Annotated in this window: 18 protein-coding genes and 2 pseudogenes; 12 read left to right on the top strand and 8 right to left on the bottom strand. The window is 62.3% G+C overall.

The features are described 5' to 3' along the window. Nucleotides 1–89 precede the first annotated feature (89 nt). The 5 genes from C7401_RS36430 (at nt 90) to C7401_RS36450 (ending at nt 5,787) form a co-directional block, all read left to right on the top strand. Nucleotides 90–686: a hypothetical protein gene (locus C7401_RS36430; RefSeq protein ID WP_146758057.1), complete on the top strand. Its 597-nt coding sequence runs from the start codon at nt 90–92 to the stop codon at nt 684–686. A gap of 8 nt (nt 687–694) precedes the next feature. Next, nucleotides 695–2,341, top strand: coding sequence for a hypothetical protein (locus C7401_RS36435; protein WP_112176895.1), 1,647 nt, complete (start codon nt 695–697; stop codon nt 2,339–2,341). Between the two features lie 19 nt (nt 2,342–2,360). Beyond that, a complete protein-coding gene (locus tag C7401_RS36440) occupies nt 2,361–4,373 on the top strand; it encodes a hypothetical protein (RefSeq protein ID WP_146758058.1) in 2,013 nt (670 codons plus the stop codon). A gap of 14 nt (nt 4,374–4,387) precedes the next feature. Next, complete coding sequence (locus tag C7401_RS36445) at nt 4,388–5,089, top strand: hypothetical protein (RefSeq protein WP_112176897.1); 702 nt, start codon at nt 4,388–4,390, stop codon at nt 5,087–5,089. A 167-nt stretch (nt 5,090–5,256) separates the two neighbouring features. Continuing rightward, the gene (locus C7401_RS36450; RefSeq protein WP_112176898.1) at nt 5,257–5,787 is read left to right on the top strand and encodes a hypothetical protein; all 531 of its coding nucleotides are present in this window, start codon (nt 5,257–5,259) and stop codon (nt 5,785–5,787) included. A gap of 39 nt (nt 5,788–5,826) precedes the next feature. Here the strand turns inward: C7401_RS36450 and C7401_RS36455 are convergent, their stop codons facing one another. Further along, a complete protein-coding gene (locus C7401_RS36455; protein ID WP_112176899.1) occupies nt 5,827–6,444 on the bottom strand; it encodes a hypothetical protein in 618 nt (205 codons plus the stop codon). Nucleotides 6,445–6,537: 93 nt separating this feature from the next. Here C7401_RS36455 and C7401_RS36460 point away from each other — a divergent pair, with 93 nt between their 5' ends. After that, a complete protein-coding gene (locus tag C7401_RS36460; RefSeq protein WP_112176912.1) occupies nt 6,538–6,885 on the top strand; it encodes a winged helix DNA-binding protein in 348 nt (115 codons plus the stop codon). Nucleotides 6,886–6,986: 101 nt separating this feature from the next. On the opposite strand, the gene C7401_RS36465 is transcribed toward C7401_RS36460, so the two are convergent. After that, entirely contained in the window at nt 6,987–7,895 is a 909-nt protein-coding gene (locus C7401_RS36465; protein ID WP_112176900.1) for an alpha/beta hydrolase, read from the bottom strand. Between the two features lie 97 nt (nt 7,896–7,992). Then, nucleotides 7,993–8,820 (bottom strand): AraC family transcriptional regulator, encoded by an 828-nt coding sequence (locus tag C7401_RS36470; protein ID WP_220092892.1) that lies wholly within the window; start codon nt 8,818–8,820, stop codon nt 7,993–7,995. Nucleotides 8,821–9,201: 381 nt separating this feature from the next. On the opposite strand from C7401_RS36470, the gene C7401_RS36475 reads away from it, so the two are divergent. The 3 genes from C7401_RS36475 (at nt 9,202) to C7401_RS36485 (ending at nt 12,789) form a co-directional block, all read left to right on the top strand. After that, the gene (locus C7401_RS36475; protein WP_112176902.1) at nt 9,202–11,520 is read left to right on the top strand and encodes a sigma-54-dependent transcriptional regulator; all 2,319 of its coding nucleotides are present in this window, start codon (nt 9,202–9,204) and stop codon (nt 11,518–11,520) included. 278 nt (nt 11,521–11,798) lie between these two features. Beyond that, nucleotides 11,799–12,101, top strand: a complete 303-nt coding sequence (locus tag C7401_RS36480; RefSeq protein WP_112176903.1) for a hypothetical protein — start codon at nt 11,799–11,801, stop codon at nt 12,099–12,101. 178 nt (nt 12,102–12,279) lie between these two features. After that, the gene (locus tag C7401_RS36485) at nt 12,280–12,789 is read left to right on the top strand and encodes a molybdopterin-dependent oxidoreductase (RefSeq protein ID WP_112176904.1); all 510 of its coding nucleotides are present in this window, start codon (nt 12,280–12,282) and stop codon (nt 12,787–12,789) included. 73 nt (nt 12,790–12,862) lie between these two features. Here C7401_RS36485 and C7401_RS36490 read toward each other — a convergent pair whose 3' ends face one another. Both C7401_RS36490 and C7401_RS36495 read right to left on the bottom strand, forming a co-directional pair. Then, on the bottom strand, nt 12,863–13,237 hold the full coding sequence (locus C7401_RS36490; protein ID WP_112176905.1) for a gamma-glutamylcyclotransferase family protein: 375 nt from the start codon (nt 13,235–13,237) through the stop codon (nt 12,863–12,865). A gap of 78 nt (nt 13,238–13,315) precedes the next feature. Further along, nucleotides 13,316–14,116, bottom strand: a complete 801-nt coding sequence (locus tag C7401_RS36495) for a LysE family translocator (RefSeq protein ID WP_258397365.1) — start codon at nt 14,114–14,116, stop codon at nt 13,316–13,318. A gap of 13 nt (nt 14,117–14,129) precedes the next feature. Between C7401_RS36495 and C7401_RS36500 the strand changes: the two genes are divergently transcribed. The 3 genes and pseudogenes from C7401_RS36500 to C7401_RS36510 form a co-directional block, all read left to right on the top strand. Beyond that, nucleotides 14,130–15,050, top strand: coding sequence for a LysR substrate-binding domain-containing protein (locus tag C7401_RS36500; RefSeq protein ID WP_112176913.1), 921 nt, complete (start codon nt 14,130–14,132; stop codon nt 15,048–15,050). A 10-nt stretch (nt 15,051–15,060) separates the two neighbouring features. Further along, entirely contained in the window at nt 15,061–15,900 is an 840-nt protein-coding gene (locus C7401_RS36505; protein WP_112176907.1) for an NAD(P)-dependent oxidoreductase, read from the top strand. 81 nt (nt 15,901–15,981) lie between these two features. Beyond that, a pseudogene (locus tag C7401_RS36510) lies at nt 15,982–16,140 on the top strand (GntP family permease); the annotation flags it as partial. 931 nt (nt 16,141–17,071) lie between these two features. Here C7401_RS36510 and C7401_RS36515 read toward each other — a convergent pair. The 3 genes and pseudogenes from C7401_RS36515 to C7401_RS36525 all read right to left on the bottom strand — a co-directional run. After that, a complete protein-coding gene (locus C7401_RS36515; protein ID WP_258397366.1) occupies nt 17,072–18,343 on the bottom strand; it encodes an SEL1-like repeat protein in 1,272 nt (423 codons plus the stop codon). 3 nt (nt 18,344–18,346) lie between these two features. Further along, a complete protein-coding gene (locus tag C7401_RS46200) occupies nt 18,347–19,891 on the bottom strand; it encodes a phospholipase D-like domain-containing protein (RefSeq protein ID WP_112176914.1) in 1,545 nt (514 codons plus the stop codon). Nucleotides 19,892–19,936: 45 nt separating this feature from the next. After that, nucleotides 19,937–20,896: pseudogene (locus C7401_RS36525) on the bottom strand (contractile injection system protein, VgrG/Pvc8 family); the annotation flags it as partial.

The raw sequence follows: 20,896 nt of genomic DNA on the forward strand, positions 1-20,896 counted from the left end.
AAGTTGCCCTGATTTCCGCCGATACCCATACAGGCGATCATTTCTGCCCATGCCCATATTGTTATAATTTTTATATCGATTACCTTTCGATGTTCCCTGACACGCAGTCCTTCGCAAGCCGGCGCACCTCCCGGCGAGCTGCATCCGCCAGCGTCAATAAGTCGGGACAGCCACCCCGCGTGGCCGCCAAAGCTGGTATCCCGCAAGTCCTGCTGTCATGCGTCTTTGGCTGGGGCTTGCTGCTGTCGGGATGCCATTCCGCGAGCGATTCCGCGCCAGCCACCGCGGGTAGCGTACCGATCACCGTCAAGGACGTACGCGACGCGCTCGACCAGAAGAACTACGGCCAGGCCGCGACACTGGCCAGGCAATTGACCGATGCAAATGCGCACGACGTCGACGCATGGATGGCAGACGCCGACGCCAACGCCGCGGCAGGCAACCGGCTCGAAGCGCTCACCGCACTCTCGCACGCGTTCAGCAACGGCCTGCGCGATACGACGCGTCTCGACGCGGACGGCTATCTCGCCCCGTTGCGGACTTCTGACGAATACAACCGCCTGCTGGCGCAATACGGCCTTACGCGCCCCGTTGCGCAGGCGGGTGACACCAGCATCAGCGAGACGTCGAACGGCGCCGTCGTGCGCGCGGGCGACGTCTCTGTTTCACTTCCCGATTCCAAATGAACATCCCCATGAAATCGTTCACCACGGCACTGCTGATTTCCTCGGCGGCAGTGATCACCGCTGCGCCGCTCACTGCCAATGCGCTCGATATCGAAGCGCGCGGCGTGGGCACGTCCGCGATTACCGGCGACATCAATTCCGTTCGCACCACGGCGCTCAGGCAAGCCAAGCGCCGCGCAGTGCTCGCCGCACTCGACAAGGTCGTCGGCGCCGGGACCAGCAAGAATGCAGCCGTGCAGGACAAGCTCGACGATCTCGTCGAGCAGATCGGCGAAAACGTGTTCTATGACGTGACCCCGAGCAGCGCAGACGGTCAGTACCAGGTCAGCGTGACCTTGCGCATGGACGACAAGGCGTTGCGCAGCGAAATCAGTGACCTGGGTCTCGCGCTGAACACGAACACCACGCGCAACCAGCCCATCCTCGTGATGATGGATGAGTTCTATACGACGCCCACCGATCTGCATGCGCCGCTCGAAGAACTCACGGAATTCCGTCACGAGGCCGGCAATCACTACAACGAAAAGGACGCGGCAGCGAGTTCGAAAAGCGCTGCCTTCGCGGCCAGCAGCAAGGCCGCCTATGCGGCACGCGACCGTTCCGCGTACGCGACGAAGGACGCCGCCGCGGGTAGCGTGAGCGGCGCCTATGACTCGCGTTTCGCGGGCGCGGCACAAAACGGCTATGGCGATCAGGCCGCCGTCGCCGCCCGCGACTCGGGACGGTTCGACGCATCCGGCTCCAGCAGCCATCAGGCGGCAGGCATGCGCGACACCCAGGTCGCCGCGGCAGCGAGCAGCAATGTGGCGGCTGCCTCCTCCTCGAAGTCGGCTTACGCGCATAGCGTATCGTCCGAGGATCACGACAACACCTACTACAAGAAGCTGGTCAAGTATCAGCCGCAAAACAAGGGCCCGGACCGCCAGAACTTGACCTACAACGCTCTCAAGGGCCAACTGGGCGATCTCGACCTCAACGTGATCGACAACTCGCTCTTTCGCAGCAAGTATTTCGGCAATCGGGCCGTCACGCTCGACCAGCTCGAAAACAGCAGCGAACTCGCCAAATACGTGGATTTCGCGCGCCAGGATGCGAGCGCCGATTACGTCATGATCGGCTCGTCGGTGATCTACGATCTCGGCGTCGACAAGAATACCGGCCAGCAGGCCTGTACCGGCGTCGCCAGCACGAAGACGTTCTCAACCCGAACCGGTGCGGATATCGGCTCGGCCACGGAATCGGAATCTTCATTCGGCGCTTCGTCCGATGACTGCCGTGCGCGCCTCGCAGGCAAACTCGCGAGCAGCCTGGGCGCACAGGTTGGCGAGCGCATCCAGAACTTCGTGAAGAAGCGCTCGATGTATGGCGCGCAGTACGTCGTGCGGCTCACCGGCAACAATCTCTCGCTGATGAACCGCACCGCCTTCACGCGCGCCATCAAGGCCGTCCCCGGCCTCGAGGACACCACGCAACGCCAGGCCGCCAACGGCCAGCTGGAGTTCGTCGCCACCTACAAGGGCAGCGACCCGCTCGACCAGTCGATTGCGACGGCATTGTCCAGCCAGCCGCAGTTCGCGAATCTGGATTCGGTCGTGGACGGCAATGTGGTGACGCTGTGCATGGACGGCTGCAACAAGGGCAAGGCGGTTCACTGACATGCGCATCAAACCTTCCATGGCAGCCGCACTGGCCGCGATGTCCTGCGCGTGCGCGCCGGCTTTCGCCGCCGCCGGAGCGGGGCTCTACGTTGTGCCTGGCGTCTTTTTCAGCGATGTCGCCACCGGCAAGCCGGGCGCCGACAACGCACCGGACAGCAAGATCGATCCGGCGTTTCGCAACGCGCTCGACATGGCGGCAGCGAGCGCGCTGGTCGATCAAACGGCGCATGCTCGTTTTCCTGCCATCACGAGCACGATCGACAGCGGCAACCGCCAGCGTACGCTCGCGCTGTCCGTCCAGGTGACGCGTGCGTCCCGTTACAACATTGCGAAGACGGACGGCACGACGGACATCTATCAGCCCATCACGCTCAGCGCCTACGTGAGCAACCCGATGACCGGCGAAGTCCTCCAGTCGTTTGCGCAGACGCGCTACAGCGTGCAGACCGTCTCGGGCGACCCGGCCTCCCAGGACAACGCGGAGAAGGTGCGCGCGGCCTATCGCAGCGGTTTCGCCGCCCTGCTCGACAGCGTCCTGAGCGACGCCGCGAAAAACTTCAAACCCTATGTTGTCGAAGCCAAGGCCGCCGACACGTGGCACGGCTACCTGATTCTCGACAAGGGTTACGAGGCCGGCATCGGCAAGGGCGACGTCATGGATAGCGACAACGCGGAAGTCCGCGTCGAGTATTCCGGCGCACACTACGCCGTGGCGGTGCCGGTGCTGGGCACGCCCCAAAGCGGCACGCTCTTCAGCCGCCCGACGACCATGGCGCTGTCCGACGTGCGCAAGCCTCGCGTGATCACGCTCGTGAGCGAGCACAACCCCGATCTCTCGGCGGCGGTCAGCACGCAGCTGTTTGCGGACCAGCTCGGCACGAGCGCGTCGTTCGCTACGCTCCCGCTGAACACCAACTACAGCCAGGTGCAGGCGTCGATCGACCGTCATACCCAGATCGGCCACCAGGTGAGCGGGCAGCGCACGCTGCCCGACTATTTCATTCGCATGGTGCTGCCGCCGGCGAAGCAATACACGCTACCGACCAATCTCGCGTACAAGACGCAGCAGGTGTCGCAGGCATGGGCCTTCGCCGAGCTTGTCGCGCGCGACGGGCGTGTGCTGTATGCAACCGACGTCAACGACCGCATCGACGATACGGTGACCAATGGCTCCGGCTTCGATCTCGCGGACCGCCGCGAAATCGTGCTCAAGAACGCCCTGACCGACCTGGCCGCACGCTTCGCGAAGGACATCCAGTTCCGCCCCATCTCGCTGAAACTCAGCGACGCGGACGGCGACACATTCAAGGTCGACGATCCCGGCGTGAGCCTGCCGGCCGGCGCAAGCTTTCGCGTCTATCACGACATCGGCCATGTCGCAGGCGTGGCGGACGACGTGTACGTACCGACGTGGGAGGCGAGCGTGACGGGCCACGGCGACGGCGGCACCCTCGTCGCGGCAACGGTCCTCCCCATTGCGGGCAAGCCGCCCAGGCCAGAACGCGGCGACGTCGTTCTCATGGACGGCATCGCCAATACCGCCGCCGGCGGCCAGCGGACCGCTTATTGCCCTGCGGAGAAGAGTCAGATGGGCGCGACCGCACTCGATCATTTCGATGCGCTCGCCTATGCCGCCGCCGCGCGCTCACACCTCTTCCTGGTGGACCCCGGTATCGCCGCGCTCGCGCAGGGCAAGATCGGCGGCCAGTCAGGCTTCGCCTCGGACCTGAGCCTGCAACCCGCCGCGCATGACCGCTGCCTCGTCGGTCTGTATCGCATCGACCCCGCCGACCCGCAATGCAACGCCGGCGCATGCACCAGCACCTACAAGATTCGTCTCGGCTATCAATTGAAAACCGACGCGCAGGTCACGAGCCAGATGATCATGCAGCACGGCTTCACGTCGAGCGGCTATCCGGCGTCGACCACCGCCACGGACAGCACGTCGCTTCAGGCCGTCGATCTTGCGGGCGATACGCGAACCAATCTCGATGTCGTACTTAAACAGCTTTTGAGCAAGAACCCATAAAAAAAGGAATCCTCATGAAAACCACGCGCAACGTTATCTGCACCCTCGCAATCGGCGCGGCCTGCGCAGGCCTCACCTCGCAGGCTTCGGCATTTGGCCTGAGCAACCTGACGGCCGCCGTGCCGGGCATGGGTGGCCAGAGCACCTCTGGAAGCGCCGTCAACGGCGGCAATATCGACACGTTCATCAAGACCGCGCACGATGCCGATCAGTTGATCACGACGTCGACGCAATACATGCTCAACGGCGTCGCGGACCAGGACGTGATCGAAGACCAGAAGGCAAAGCGCGACGCAGCGAACAACATTGCCGATCCGAAGGAACGCGACGCCGCGCTGGCGAAGCTCAATGCTGACGACGCGACCATCGTGCAGAAGGCCCTCGACAGCGACAAGGTGCAGGCGAAAATCTCGGCCATGAACAAGCACCAGCTCAGCCAGTTCAGCAATGCGGCGTTTTCCTTCATGGTCGGCGTGCTGAAGGACAAGCAACTGGCAGGCGAAAGCTCCTCGCTGGTATCCGGCGTGACCGCGAATCCGACGCTGCTCCCCCGCCTTTCTTCGCTCAAGGACGTTGTCTCGTCGGTCTCCTCGCAGGCGAACAATTCGGCGAAGATCGCCGATGGCCTGGTCAAACTGGCCCAGTCCGGCAAGATCAGCAAGCTGCCGACCTCTGCCTCGGATACGCCCAAGCAAATGGGTAGCATGACTGACTAAGGCATGGCGCCCGGTTCTGCGCAAGCCTTCACGGGTTTGCGCGGAATTTCGCAAGCTGTCGCTGGGCTGACCGCTGTCATCGACGAATATAACCGGCAGCGCTGCTTGAACGAAACTTGCGCGTACCACAACCATTCGTTATTATTTTTATAACAAATGGAGGAGACATGCCTCTCGTCGAACCACGCCTGGCCGCCCTGACTTCCGTAGCGCGCCGGGTGGACGCTTCCCATGAGATCTCCTGGCTCCTGGCCTATCCCATGTTTCAAGACGCGTTACGAAGGGAAGAGACGAGTTTCGAAGCGCTGGCGGCTTACGTCAAGCTTCCGGCACTGAGGAGAATCGCGCAGGATGGAGATCCGCAATCGGCTCGATGGACGGATCTCAGCAGAGTGCGCGCGTCATACATCGAAGTCAGCACGACCTGTGTCGTGGACGCCGTACGCGGCCAGTTGTCGACCCATCTCGCGACTGCCTGCGAACCGTCGGATGCACTCGAAACGCTCTCGCTCACATTTCCTGCGGAAATGGTTCCATTCGTCGCGAGACCGCCGTGCTTGCTCAGCCCCGGCGACGGCATCTTCCTCGATAGCTGGCAACGCTTCTTCGCGTACTGGTCCCGTCACGACAGGACAATCCCGCTGCTAGCGGTCGATTGGCCCATCCTGTATGGATGCATGGTGAGGATGACGCCCTGAGGCGGCCACCATTTTTTATTTGGCGACAGCACTTGCGCGCTACCGTACCTGATTGTTATAAGCGCTGTCCAGCGCCGCCCGCACCAGGAACATGCCGCCGGTCGTCCGCGAGCCGCTCGCCTGTTTCGGCAGCAAGGCCAGGATGCCCTTCATCGCGTACAGCATGATCAGCGCGCCCGCCAGGTCGCCGACGAACATGCTGAAGAAGCTCTCGAACCAGTCTTTCGTCGTGCCGGTCAGCGCAAACCACACGTGATGGAACAGCGGATTCGCAACCGAATACGCAATCGCCATGATAAGGAGCCGCTTCGGCGTAAGGTTTGTCAGCGACGCACGCAGGTCGTAGTATTCAAGCGCGAGCCGGTAAACCACATACGGGGCGAGTGAGCCAAGGACCGCTCCCGCGATTGCTCGAACCGGATCGTGAGGAAACCAGTAGAGGAAGTCCACCAGCAGGCCCGCAATCAGCAAGCCAAAGAAGCCATCGACACCCACCAGCAGCGTGCCCAGCAGACGCACTCCCGATGGGAGATAGATCCAGTTTACGCCCCGTACAAACGACGTGTGCGTGAACACCTCCTGATTGATCCACAGAGACAGCAGAAACGCGACGGCCGTGCCAGTGATCGACCAGACATGCAAACGTAAGCTACCCACGGCGGTATAATCTCGTCATTCGTTTTGATTGGCCGCATCATAGCTCACTGGAGCATCGTCTCGCGCTCCGCCACCTTGAACGTTGCGCAAACGATGAAACGTCCCGCTGACATTTATCTTCGATTTCTGCAATTGGCCGAAGCGCTGCGTGGCCTGCCAGCGCTGCCGGTGCTCGATCCGCTCGAAGAAAAAATTCTGGAGTTCGTGGCTCGCGCGACGCAAAAAAACGATCGACTTTCCGTTCGCGACATGATGGCGCACAGCGAGCTGGGTTCGCCGGCAACGCTCCATGCGCGCGTCACATCGATGCGGGAAAAAGGCTGGCTCACGCTGACCGACACGGAAGACGCACGTCGCAAGCAGATCGAGCTGACGCCCGCCGCGCTCAAGCATTTCGACAAACTCGCAGAAGCGTTTGCAAAAGCCGCAAAAGGCTCCTAGCTTGCCCGAAAGCTCGATTGAATCGACATGTCCGATGATCGGATTTTCGAGATCAGGAAACTTCGCATACCTAAAGCTATCCGCCAGCCAGCGCACGCGCCTCAACAATCGGCAATCAAATGGCGCTTGAACCACTGCGCGGCGCACTGGCTGGTCCTCTCGAAGTGCTCCACATAGGGCGTAAAGTGTCCGCCTGAAATCATCACGAGCTCCTTCGGTTGCAGCGCTTCCTCATACGCACGCAGGCACAAATCTGTCGCCGTCAACGTGTCCGCTTCCGCGACAATCATCAGCAGCGGCGTCGGGCTAATGCGCGCGATGTAGATGCCGGGTTCGTTTTCACGAGAAAGCTCGGCGCTACGCAAGGTCACTTCGTTGCGCCAGTTCGGCGCGAACGTGGCCGTGGCCGCGAAAAACGCGTGACTGTCGGCTCCCGCCATCGCGCAGGGCTCGGCCGGATCGGCGCTCGTCGCGAGCAGCATGGCCGGTACGCCGCCTGCAAAGCGGCGTGCCCGGTCCGCCTCGAAGCGACCCAGCAGCGCCGGAACATGGTCGGCGCGCGTGCGGCGCAATGCCGATTGATAGCCGCTGATCTGGGGCACCTGCGACACCACACACCTTACGCGCCGATCGATCGCGGCAATTTCAAGCACGTGGCCGCCGCTGAAACTCGAACCCCAGATCCCGATGCGCGTCGCGTCCACCTCGGTCCGGGCCGCCACGAAGCTGATCGCATCGCGATAGCCGCGCTTCTGCAAAGCCGGATCGACTTCCTGGCGCGGCATCCCTTCGCTCTCGCCGAAATTGCGGTGATCGTAGACGAGCACGACGAAACCCGCCCCGGCGAACACCTCGGCGTAACGATCGAGATACTGTTCCTTGACCGCCGAAAAGCCGTGCGCCATCACGATGGCCGGGTGTCCCCCCGCACGCGGCGACGGCACCGGCAGATAGAGCCAGCCGCGCAGCCGCGCGCCCTCGGACAGAAACTCCACGTTTTTGCGTTCCATTGCGTATCCCTCTTCAGTCATGTGCGCGCAAGTGGCGGCGCACGTGTCTCACGATACGCAAATACCGCGCGTGGCGCGCCGCAAGTCAGGACATGCGCTACGCCGTTTCGGACAACCTGAAATACGCGCTTGGCGTTGTGCCCGTCACGCGACGGAACATCGCCGCAAAGGCCCCCGGCGTTTCGTAGCCAAGCGCGAGGCTCACTTCGGCGACGGGCGTCCCGCCGGCCAGCAACGGCAGCGCATGCTGGACACGCATGAGTTGACGCCAGTGCACGAACGAGACGCCGGTTTCGGCGAGAAAGAGGCGCGCGAGCGTGCGCGTCGATGCGCCGGCTTCGTCGGCCCATGCGTCGAGCGTGCGCGCATCGGCCGGGGCACGAAGCATCGCATCGCAAACGCGTTTGAGGCGCCGGTCGCCGCCACCCGGCATACGCAGCGGGTACCCCGGCACCCATTCGATTTCGGCGAGCAGATGCGCAATCACGAGCGCGTCGCGCCCGGCAGGCTCATTGTCGAGCGGTATCGAAACGGCGCGAAGAATCAACTCGCGCAGCAGCGGCGTCACGTTGACGGCATGCGGTGTCTCGGGGAAACCGTGCGGGCAGCTTTCGGCGCGAATGTACGGGCTGCGCAGCGACACGGCGCCGCGCGCGCGCATCGCGTGAGGCATACCGGCGGGCATCCAGAGCGCACGCTGTGGCGCAAGCAGCCACAGCGACTGCCCGACCGTCACTTCGATGGCGCCGTGCGTCGCGTAGATCAGTTGAGCGCGGACATGCCGGTGCTCGCCCACCGTCAAGCCGTCCGCATATTCCTTGGCCATCACGGAGGCGGGACCGGCCGCGCGGTCATAGTCGGCGGGATTCGTACTGCGGGTCGCGGGCAGTGCGGACGAGCATCGTGGCGCGGCATCAGGCGACATGATCGGGCGGGAAGCGAAAACGAGTCAGTATAGTTCGCCCCGCATCTGGCGGCGCCATTCTGCGATCGGCTTACCGGTCATTGACGGTTTCATCACGCAGACTCATGCCCCCCGGATATCGATTCACGGCGATCCGGTATTTGGCCACAGCAGGCCATTTGAGGTTTGAAACAAGGATGCTAAAGTCACCCGGAACCCGCGGTTAGCTGGGCCCGACCGCAAGTGGATGGCGACGCTCGACATGCCCGGGCCTCGCTTGCCGCCGTCGAATCGACATTCCGGATACGCCGCGACGCACGGGATCGATGCGCCGTCATCGATCGCAGTCCGCGGGACATTTGCCATGACAATGCCACGCGTTCATCTGGAGCCCACAAGGCAATGAATACCCTCCCCTTCGCGGCGCCTGCCGGAGCCAGCGCGGACGACGACGCGTTCATTGGCGAAGCGCCGGCGTTTCGCCAACTGGTCAGGATGATCGATCGCGTCGCGCCCACCGATCACGCGTTGCTCATCATCGGACCCACCGGGTCGGGCAAGGAACTCGTCGCGCGCCGCGTGCACACGCGCAGCCTGCGCCACGATCAACCGTTCGTCGACGTGAATTGCGGTGCGATTCCCGAGCATCTGGTCGAAGCGGAATTGTTCGGGCACGTCAAGGGCGCGTTCACCGGCGCGGGCGAGAGTCGTCCGGGGCTCTTGCAGCAGGTCGGCAAAGGCACGCTGCTGCTCGACGAGATCGGCGAGTTGCCCCTCGCGCTCCAACCCAAACTGCTGCGCGCACTCGAAACGCGGACGTTCCGCCCGGTCGGCGCGTCGTCGAGCCTGCGCTTCGAGGGGCGCGTGGTCGCCTCGACTCACCGGGATCTGCGCGAACTGGCCCACCAGGGGCTGTTTCGCGAGGACCTGTTTTACCGGCTCGCGGTGTTCGTGCTGGCCGTGCCCGGGCTCGACCAGCGCGTCGAAGACATCGCGGCGCTCGCCGCCCATTTCGCCTCGCAGCAGGCGCGCCGCATCGAGTTTTCGCCGGCCGCCATCAGGCGGCTCGGCCGGCATGCCTGGCCCGGTCATATCCGGCAATTGCGCAATCTGATCAGCCAGTTGAGCGTGCTCGCCGAACACCCGCTGATCGATGAAGACACGCTCGAGCCGTTTCTGCGCAGCGAAACGGCCGGGTCGGTTTCGCGCGCCGCGCTCGCGGACATGCTGCTGCAACTCGAAGGACGGGACAAACTCGCCGCCGCCGAAGACCTCCTCATCGATCGCGCGCTGGAGCGCAGCGCAGGCAACAAGAGCGCCGCCGCCAGCCTGCTCGGCGTCGGGCGCAAGACCGTCGAACGCCGCCTGAAGTCGCGCGAGGCGCACCATCGCGAAGCCCACAAGAGCCTTGAACTGGCGAGCGCGCTTGTCGATGCCGCGCGCTTCGCCGAGGCCATTCCTCATTTGCGGCGTTGCCTCGAAGCGGTCCAGACAAACCGCGACGAGGCCGGCGCGCGCCGCACCCAGTTCGACGCCTACCGGCTGCTCGGCATGAGCCTGCGCAGCGTGCACGGCTGGCTGTACGCGGAAGCGACGGCCTGCTACGCGGCGGCGCTCGAAATCGGCGCCGGGGTTTGCGAGCCCGGCGAAATCGCGGCGATCCAGTTCGGGATCTGGACCACCCAGTTGACCACGCTCCAGCTCAAGCAGGCGCGCGCAAGCGCGCAGGAGATGTTGCAGCGCGCCCAGAACAGCGGGGAGCGCGTGTCGCTCGACGAAGCGCACGTCGCCATGGCCAATACGCTCTACTGGCTCGGCGACAGCGAAGAAGCGCTCGCCTGCCTCGCGCGCGGCAATCTGCTCGGCGTGACGCGAGACGATGTGCGCACGGGTTCGCAGGGCATCGATCTGGCGAGCCTCGCGTTGACATTCGAGGGCCTGGCCGCCTACCAGATCGGCGAGTTCGGACAGGCCCGGCGCGCGATGGAAATGCTGATCCTGCGCGCCAGCGAGCCGGGTACGCACGCGCTGGCGCACGCCGTCAATCTGCAAGGCGCCGCGTGGCTGGCTTGCCTGTTCGACGATCGGACGCGGCGCGGGCCGCTCGCGAGCGAGCTCGAATCGGTGTCGATCGCCAACGGCTTCGCTTTCTATCGCGGCATGGGCCAGATATTTCGCGGCGCCCATCTCAGCGCGCAAGGGTTGAACGCGCAAGCCGAAGCCGTCATGCTCGACGGTTACGACAATCACATGATCTGCAACGGCGGCGCGCTGTTCCATTCCTTCAAGATGTGGCAGCACGGCGAACTGCTGCTGCGATCCGGCCGCGCGCAGCAATGCGAAACGATGCTGGCCGCGGCGGTCGACGAGACCCTCGCGCGCCAGGAGCGCGCCCATCTCGGCGAACTGCTGGTCACCCGCGCGCGGGCGCAGTGGGCGCTCGGAGACTTGACGTCCGCCGAACAGGGACTCCGCACCGCTCTTTCAACGGCGCTCGCGTTCGGTGCGGTACCCGCGCGCGTGGATGCCGCGCGCTATCTCGCCGAGTTCCTGCGCGCCACAGATCGACGCGCCGAAGCGATCGACACGCTTGCTCGCGGGTTGCGGGAACAGTCGGCCGATTCCACCCGCCGCATTGCAGACGCCATCGCGTTGCTGGCCGAACTGCGCCACGACGCTTCGCTCGAACCGGGCGCCCAGGGACCCGCCGCGGGTAGCTAAGCCACCCCCAACTCAGTTACCCCGCCAGATCGGCCGGAGTGGTCGAAATCGTCCACTCCCCGCCGTTTACGCGGACGGAATCGTCCTGCTCCCCCCCCTCACGCGTCGCCACCTCCCGCCACCACGGGGCCGTGGAACGCTGGCGCAATCGTTGCTTACCCTGTGATATTCGGCACCGGGAAAAGGCCGACCCGCCCGCACCGAACTCACAACGGGGGACGCCCTGCAATACGCAATTCGCGTGCATGGCGTATCGATTCGACCGTAAGGCAAAAATAATGATAATCGCAATTGAAGAAGCAACACTTCAGCATCCAAAGCACGGCAATCCAGATACGAAGCGGGTGACAGCACGCCAGGAGGCGAAAACCGGGCCGCAGGGAGAAAGTCCCTATACGGCGAAAAATCTCGATGGCGCCATCACGCATCTTGAGATCGCCGTTGCCGTCGACGACAACGTCGCCGTGTTCGGCCGACGCTATTGGCTCGATCGCGTGCAGCGAATGGCGTCCACGCCGCAGATCATGCCCGCCCAGGCTCGGCGGCTTCGGTCTTTGCTGGATCAACTCAAAGGCGCCTGAGCGCCCGGCTTCGGCGCGGCATGCGGGCCACGTCGCGCGGAACATAACGGCAACGGGATAAAGGGCATGCTCCAAACCGGACTGACTCCGGCGACGGCAAGCGTAGTATACGGGTCACTACATCGCGCGGCACGACATCGACCGCCTTGCTCACCCGTTTCGGCCCGGAGCCCCATCCATGGACATCGCAACCGCCCCAGCCCCTTCGGCTTCGCCTGTCGTCGACAATGCCGCCATGCAGCCCGGCTGGTTGCACCTCTCGGGCAGCCTCATGCGCCCGATGTCACTTTCGCTCGACGCGCTCAGGCAATACCCGGCCGCGGTATGCGAGGCGTTCGATCTGCGCTGCTACACCACCGGGCGGTTCATCCGGACGGTCGCGCCCTATCGCGGCGTGCGCCTGACCGCATTGCTCGAGCAGGCGGGTCTGCGCAACGACGTGCACGGCGACTTCAAACGCATGGTCTTTCTCGCCATCGGTCACGACGGTTACTTCGTGACGTTCTCGTGGCACGAGTTGTTCAACACGCCGGTTGGCGAGCAGGCGATCGTCGCGTACGAGTGCGGCGGCGCGGCGCTCGACGCGCACGACGGCGGCCCAGTTCTGTTTTGCGGCGCGGATCGCGTCCCCGCTCCGCGACACGTCAAACGCCTCGCGCGCATCGAAGCCCGCGTGCTGGCGCTCTGAGCGCTGCCGACTACGCCGGCCGGCGCAACACAACTTCAAAGCGCCGGAAACGATCGGGATCGCACCGGGCCCGCTACGCCTGGCGCGGCGATGTCGCGTCCACGTACACCCACGCCGAAATACCGGAAGCGAGCGTGACACGATCGCGCCGATAATCGTCGACCTCGTATTCGTCGGCGTGTGCGAGTTCTTCCGCGGTGATCGCGAACACCGTCCCCGCCACCCGTTGCGATGCGTTCCCGGTATAGGCGACAACGGGGTGGTGCGTCTTGCCGCTCGTCGCAACGACCGCCGGGTCGTCGATCTTTAGCATCGTGAGCGAGTAGCCCGGCATTTCGTCGGCCTGGCCATCGAGCTTGCGACCGAAGGTTGCCAGTTGCACCTGTTCCAGTTGAAGCGTGCCATAGGAAAACAGGTACTCGAAGGATGTGGAGTCAACGGTGAGCATGAGGCGTGTCGCGGAGCGTGTGAAAGTGACGGAGATGGCAGTCGCGGGCGGGCGCCAAGCCAACCGGGCGTCCGGGCGCTAGCGGCTACCCTGCACCGCGCCTGCAAGCCCGGCAATGGCGATCAACAGCAGCAAGCCTGCCGACGATGTGGAAATCCACCGCTGCTGCCGGTGAATCAGTGGATGCCTGAGCGCAGTAATGTAGCAGCTCAGGATCGCGAAATCGACAACGATCCAGAGTGCGGCCAGGATCACCAGGCTCGCGCGGACGTCCGATGTGATCCCGGTGAACTGGGGAAAGAAAGCGACGAAGAACAAAATGTCCTTGGGATTGGCCACGCCGACGAAAAAGCCGCGCAAGGCCGAGGGCAAACGCTGTGGCATGGACGCGGCCTCCTGCACGTGCTGACGATCGGCAGGGCTGGCGCCACGCCATTCGCCATACAGCGTCCTGATCGCCAGAACGGCAACGAACAGGCAACCCGGTATTTGCAGCCAAACGAGCAGACGATCGCTGACGAGCACCACGCCGAACACCATGAGCGTCGCCAGCGCGATCAACAAAAGGCTTGCGGCATTCGCCCCCACCGCGGTCAAAACGCCTTGACGGGCGCCGCGTCGCGCTGTCGTCCCGACCACGAGCATGACAACCGGGCCCGGTGTCGCGACGAGCAGAACGATCGCGACCAGATAGGCAAGCAAGAGCGTGTAGTGAACAGACATGAGTAAAAGTTGAAATCGATACGGGCCCCACTCACTGCCAGTCAGAACAGATTGCGGCCCAGTATCGATAAAGAATGGATCATGGGTATAGTATTGCCTCACTGCGCGGCAGACGAAAAACGGAAAATACTGCGCGCAATCATGACTTTTACTCATGTGAATGCCCACGATGAAGGCGAAATCGCTTCCCCCTGTATATGCATTGCGCGCGTTCGAGAGTGCCGCGCGCACCGGCTCGTTTACGCTGGCAGCCGAGGAACTGAGCCTCACGCAGAGCGCCGTCAGCAAACACGTCAAGACACTGGAGGAATATTTCGGCCGAAAGCTGTTTGTCCGGCACGGGCCAAGATTGAGCGTCACGACGCAAGGCCTCGTGTTCGCGTCGGGGCTCAGACGCGGCTTCCGGCAAATCGAGGAATCATGCAGACTCTTTCATGCTCGACACGACGTCCTGCGGCTCAAGGCGCCCTCGACGCTGACGATGCGCTGGCTGCTCGATGCGCTCGCCGCCTTTCGCAAGACCCAGCCCGGATTCGAGGTGCAGATCACGAGCGTCTGGATGGACGTCGATACCGTCGATTTTCTCAGCGAACCCTACGATTGCGCGATCCTGCTCGGCGCCGGCAGGTTCGGCGAAGACACGCACTGCATCAAGCTTTTCGATGAGTGGTTGATCCCGATCTGCTCGCGCGCGCTGGCGCCCGCAGCCCGCGCCAATCTTGCGGCATGCGATCTCATCCATCCGTCACCCGACCGCCGCGACTGGCGCCGCTGGCTCAAGGCCAGCGGGCACGAAGCCAATGTGGACATCACCGGCGGCCAGGTCTTCGACATGCTCGAACAGGGTATCGCTGCGGCCGCAGCCGGGCACGGAATTTCGATAGGGGATCTCGCACTCTGCGCCAGCGCCATCGACGCGCGGCAACTCGTCTTGCCGTTCAAAACCGCCGTCGGCAGTGGCGACGCGTATTACCTCATCCGGCCGGATGACTCGGAAAAGGCGGCGCAGGTGCAAGAACTTCACGCGTTCCTCGCAGGTAGGCTGCCGAGGCTGGATTATCCGGACATCCGGTTCAAGGTATCGCGTTAATTGCTGCCGCATGGGCGCGCCGATGGCACGGCGCGTCAGGCAGGCGGATTTCGAACTCATCGTGTGCGACCGCAATCCCGCCGTGCTCGCTTCATTCGAGGCACAAGGCGCGCGCGTCACGATGTCGGCGCGTGACTGCGGCACGGCCGACGTCGTGATCGTGCTGGTCGGAAACGACGCGCAGATCAGCGACGTCGCAATCGGCGCCGGTGGCCTGATTCACGGCATCGCGGAAAACCACGCACCGATCGTCTGCGTGATGAGCACGACCTTGCCTGGCACGTTGCAACTCATTGCGCCGCCATTGGAAGCCGCCGGTGCGCGCCTAGTGGACGCGCCAATCGGCGGCGGCATCGTCAAGGCGGAAGACGGTACGCTCACGATCATGCTCGGCGGCGCTTGCGCCGACTTCGATGCCATCATGCCCGTGATGAACGCGATGGCGCAAAACCTCTCTCGCTGCGGTGCGTTGGGTTCGGCCGAAGTCGTCAAGATTGTGAATAACATGCTGTGCATCGCCATCAAGTTCCTGGGCGCCGAGGCGATCGAGCTGGCCGAGCGTCATGGCGTCACGTTCGAGCAGATCGCGCCGATCATCAACGTCAGCACAGGGCGCAACTTCCTCACCGCCGATGCCACGGAAGGACGCCGCCAATACGGCGCGTGGGCGCGCAGCGAAGCGGCGTTCGGCGCGCTGCTGAAGGTCGTGGGCAAGGACCTGCATCTGGCGAAGGACATGGCGGCTTCGGCAAATCTCGATCTCGGCCTGCTGAACGACATCTCGCGTTATGTCGACACGCACGGCGGCGAGGCGATGGACCGATGGATGCGGCAAGGAGGCGTGCGATAGCCCTTGAGAATTGAGTCGGCAAGGTGGAGGTTTTACAGGCAGCACATCAATAACAATTAATTAGGACTAGAGATAATTTATATGACCTTGATCATCGCCATGATGGCGTTGGCGTTTCTGATGTTCGCCGCGTATCGCGGCTACAGTGTGATTCTCTGCGCGCCGGTCGCGGCGCTCGCGGCGGTTCTGCTCACCGAACCTGCGGCCGTGGCACCCGTTTTTACCGGCATCTTCATGGAGAACTGCGCAGACAATCGCGCGTCACAGGACAGGGCCTTGGCTGGCAAGGCTTTGCTGGCCGCGTGAGGGGAATATTTCGTTCCCCACACAACCACAAACATCATTCCCCTACGTTTCCCCACGCATTGCGCTGCGAGGAAACCGCCGTTTCCCCACAGGGGAGACGGTTTACATATTAAACATCTGCCTTGTAATAATTGCAATCAAGTGAAGACTTGAGGCACTTTCTACAAGTCACTTGTCGAAGAAAAACACAGACAAGTCACTTGTTCATGCTGCATTGCACGTGGGCCTGCGTGGGGAATGAATTTTCCCCACGGCGCGATGATAGGGAAATCACAGGGTGTGATTTTTCATTGCTGCCATGTCTTGCGCCGCAGTGCAGTTCCACAGTCGGGGCATTCTGCCGATCCCAGCAACCGGTAAATTCGGCAACCTGGGCACCCCTGTTCCGGTTTCGTACTTAGGAGAGTCGCAGCAGGCTCAAACACAGCATCACAGACAGGACAGTTAGACCATCCAGCTTCCCGATGGATGCGGCACATGGGACAGGAGGTCGCGACAGGTGTGCTGGCCGGCACAGGAGGTTCGGCCAACGCGCCAGTCGATGAAAATGCACTAATGATTTCGCGGCCAGCCTGTATGTCGGCATCGACCGCTCTACGCTGTGCCTCCGTGAGATCATCGTACTCGCGAAGCATCAAGTCGCGCGTCAGCCCATCCAGCACAATGGATTCAGTCTTGGTCATACGGCGTGATTCCGTCTCGCACGAGAATCGCCACAGGCAGAACATCACTGCAAACACCAGGGACAATGCAACACCCACTGCCCACGGCAACCGCATATAGCCAGCTGCGACGACAACCAGACCTGCTACTACAACCCATTTACCCCGCATTGCACTTTCCCCGATTCCGGATATCACGCGCCCTACGCCTGTTCGTCGTAGGACACCAGTGTCCACGTTGCATCGGTGCTGTACTTACGCATGCCGAGCATCGTGTCGAGCAATGCAATGGGGCGACGATTGTCCATGGTGAACTGCGGCATCGTCTCGCCTTTCCGGAAATGTCGTGTCGCCTCATGGCTGACCGAAGCCCAGCGCCGGTCGCACCACATGCCATCGACGGGGCAGACTTCGCCCGTTCGTACCACAGTCCCAGGTGGCACACGCTCAGCCTTCTTTTCGTGAGCAAGTGGGAGGCCGGTGGCCGGGTCGAGATTCTTTTCCTTTGCGAGACGCGCGACCAGCCCGTCATCAGGTTTCTGCGGTGGCTTCCCGGCGTCCTGCTCCTTCTGCCACAGGAACGTGCCGTCCCACTCTGGCAGCTTCGCGGGCGGCAGCGGCGCGATCTGGTCGATGTCCGGTACCTTGGGATTGAGGCCTTCGTGGTCAGTGATGAACCTCCAGATCATTTCATATCGACGTGAGCGCTCCAAATCTGAAGATAAGCCAAGGTAATACAATTCGTTCGAGGGCGAGGCCTTAAATCCATTCCATAGACCGAACGCGGATTCGGCATTTCCGGCCTTTACACCAGCCTGAAGCGCGCCAACAGATTCGGTGTACGATCTTTTCTCTTTCAAATCGACGCCAAGATCTATCGCAGCTTCCCCATTTCCTTGACTAACGGCGCATTGACGCATCTGAAACGCGATATCCGGCGCCCTATCTGATGGCGCAAGCATTTTCGCGACATAAGCCTGAGCTTCCGGACTTCCCATATCTGCTGCTTTACGTATAAAGACCAGCGCTTTCTTTTCGTCCTTGACCACGCCATAACCAAGCTCAAGGTAATGACCCATGTCATAGTAGCCGCCTGGAACACCTGCGGCGATCAACTGCTCGGCCAGATCAACCGTTTCCCTTGGTGCGTCTGGAGAAGAAGCCAGCTCCGATGACACCAGCAGTTGCAGGTTGTTATTGGCCTTGTAGTGACCATGCGCAGCAGCGATCCGGTAGTACCGGGCGGCCGCATCGAAATCCTTCGGGCCGGGTTTCTTTTCGAGGAACAGTCCGTATTTGAACAACGCGTCGGCCTGCGCATCGAGCGGCGGCAGATGGTCCGCCTCATGGACGCAGGTAAAAGCCAGTCGCGATCGTGCGGCATTCATATCGGCCTGGGATGGCATCGGATTCTCCTTGTTAGAGCAAGCGCCGAGCAACGCTGCCAGCACGAGCGTATAAGTTAGACTTTTCATGTGTTAGTCCATGCGCATCCGCTTCTTCGTCATACTCTTGAAGCCTATAAGCGATGCGTAGGGCGATGTCGTCTTGGCTCCTTGCCGACTTTCATTCGTTCTCAAGATATACGACCATGAAGCAAACGCGATTGCTGGATCATCCTGCGCCCCCTGCCCGTTAGTGTGGATATTCCACAACTGCCTGCGAAGCGGCTGCGTCACGTCCATTCGTTCATGACAGATGTTCAGTTCGCTGTCTACCTCCATACTGCGCCGGTTGACGTTGGCCGAACCGTGCGTAAGAAACACGTCGTCAATAACCATGATCTTGCTGTGGACGTAGACCGGCATCCAGGCACCGGGGGGAGAATCCGGCGCAACGAGCGTGCAGACAAGCGTTTTCAGGCCGGGAATCTCCGGCATCGGAATATCGTCATCCTTCATGTCATGCAACTTTGCGCGTTGCTGGTTCACTGAGGCAATGTCAGCGAGTGCAGCATCATTCACCTGTGTCCCGGAATGAGCGGCCAGGAAGAGCTTCCCCCGCGCGGCATTCACCTGCGCGTTCAACTCATCCCCCTGTTCAAGCTTGTAGACGTTTGGCATGGTGCGCGCCTGCCCGAGGCTGTTCATCATGTCGTAGGTCGTGCCCTGCCCCTTGTCGAGCGCGTCATTGTCGGAATTCGTGACCACAAACAGATAGACTGGCCCGTGCTTCGCCGGATCGCGCCCGCCGCAGACCTGGGCGGCAACAGCCTGCTTGATCTGCGCAGCTAGCGCTGGCCAGCGGAAGTACTGGTTCTCGATATAAATGAATTGCGTCGCATTATTGACAACCTGGATGTACATTCGCTCGATGTTACGCACCCCCTCCTGAGACTGCGTGCGGTTGATCTGCGCCATCACACGCATGCCAATTTCATCTCGTGGTTGCAGCCTCTCCTTCAGCGCGTCGCGATGGGTAAGCAGATCTTCCTTTGCGTCACGCTCCCATGCACGGCAGAAGTTGTCGTTCAGAGATTCGAGAATCGGACCCGCAACCATGGCCGACATGTCCTGGCGAGGTGTCGCCCCGTTGCGCCCCAGGTTCGGCGCTTTTTTTACGTAACTGTGCGCATCGTCATCCCAGTAGGCGTCCAACGTGTTATGCCCCATCACGAAACCAATGGCGTCCTCAGGTTTTTCGTAGTCGATGAGCACCGTTTTCTGGTGGTGGGATGGTTCGGTCGTGTAGGCAATGTTGGCTGCGGACCAGCTTGGTCCATTGCCGCTCTTCCTCAGCAGGTTTTCGCGATACCGGATCTCTTCCCGGTCATCCAGGGAAAAGTCGCGGGTGACAAGTTCGATGCCAATATCCCGAAGCGGCTCCGCGACAAGCGACGGACGCGGACTGCTCGCGCCATTGACTCCGAGCTGGGCACCAATCTGTTGCACGGAAGCCCTACGGGCCCGTTCCGCAGGGCCGCTGGCTGCCATGCGCGCACGGTGATACCAACTCCAGTCGTAGGCCCGCTGGTCGTGGTCCTCATTTTGCGACAGTGGTCTGGTGGCATCGTACAGCGGCATCGATGGCTCGCCGATCTGCGCAAGATGCAGTTTGTCGAGCCAGCACAGGATGCCCGCGAAGGGTTTGGCGAGTCGCAGCGGTACGCTCTCACCACCTTTGGGCCACGTTGCGAAATCCACATCGAAGCGGACAACGTAATAGCCGGAGGCATTCAGGTAGGCATAGGTGTACTTGTCCGGACTGCAAATCCGGGCGCTCAGTGTGCCGCCGATCTTTGCCCAGGTTTCCGGCTTCAGTTCCAGACGGAAACGGCGGTCAGCAGGAATGGCCCGGAACGTGTTCGAATACGCCGCGTCACGCGCGCCGCTGTGCGTGGCCTCGATGATGACCATGCCTTTGGGCGCATCGGGCAGCACGATATCGGTTTCGAGCACGGTGGCGCACTGCAAGGCAAGCACGTTGCCCGCGCCTTCGTATACAACCTGGCCGGCGATGGCCGCTTCGTGCCTCAGTTGCGCTTCCCACTGCGCCCCGTCCGCGTCGAGGTGGTTCGTGCCGTAGATATACGGCTGGCCGTAGGTGGTCGGGTCCTCGGGCGCGACGGTCGCCGAGGCGCGATAACGTTCCCACGCTGCGTCCGGGTTGTACTCGGCCACCATGAACGACTGCGGCACCGTGACGGTATGCGTCCTGATCGCCGTGACGGCTTCCACGCCGCCCGCTTCGAGTCCTGCGACTTCACGGTACGGCACAATGCGTTGCGGTTCGTCGTAAAGGTAATGGTCGATGTCATCACCGAAAACCACCTGATCGCCGTACTCCGTCTCCACGATATAGCTGTAGATGCCCGCCTTCTGCATCAGCATCTGGACGTAGGCCATATCCGTCATGTGGTGCTGCATGCGGAACAGATGCTTGGGGTACTGGCGGCGCAACCGGAAGCGGAACTGATGGTCTCTCAGCCCGTGGCGGCGCAGGATGGCTGCGAGAATGTCCGGCGTGCTCTGGTGCTGGTAGTTGCCGGTGTTCATGACGGCTTCGAGCCGTCCGAAATGCGACTTGAG

Source organism: Paraburkholderia unamae (genome assembly GCF_003268775.1).
Taxonomy (GTDB): domain Bacteria; phylum Pseudomonadota; class Gammaproteobacteria; order Burkholderiales; family Burkholderiaceae; genus Paraburkholderia; species Paraburkholderia unamae.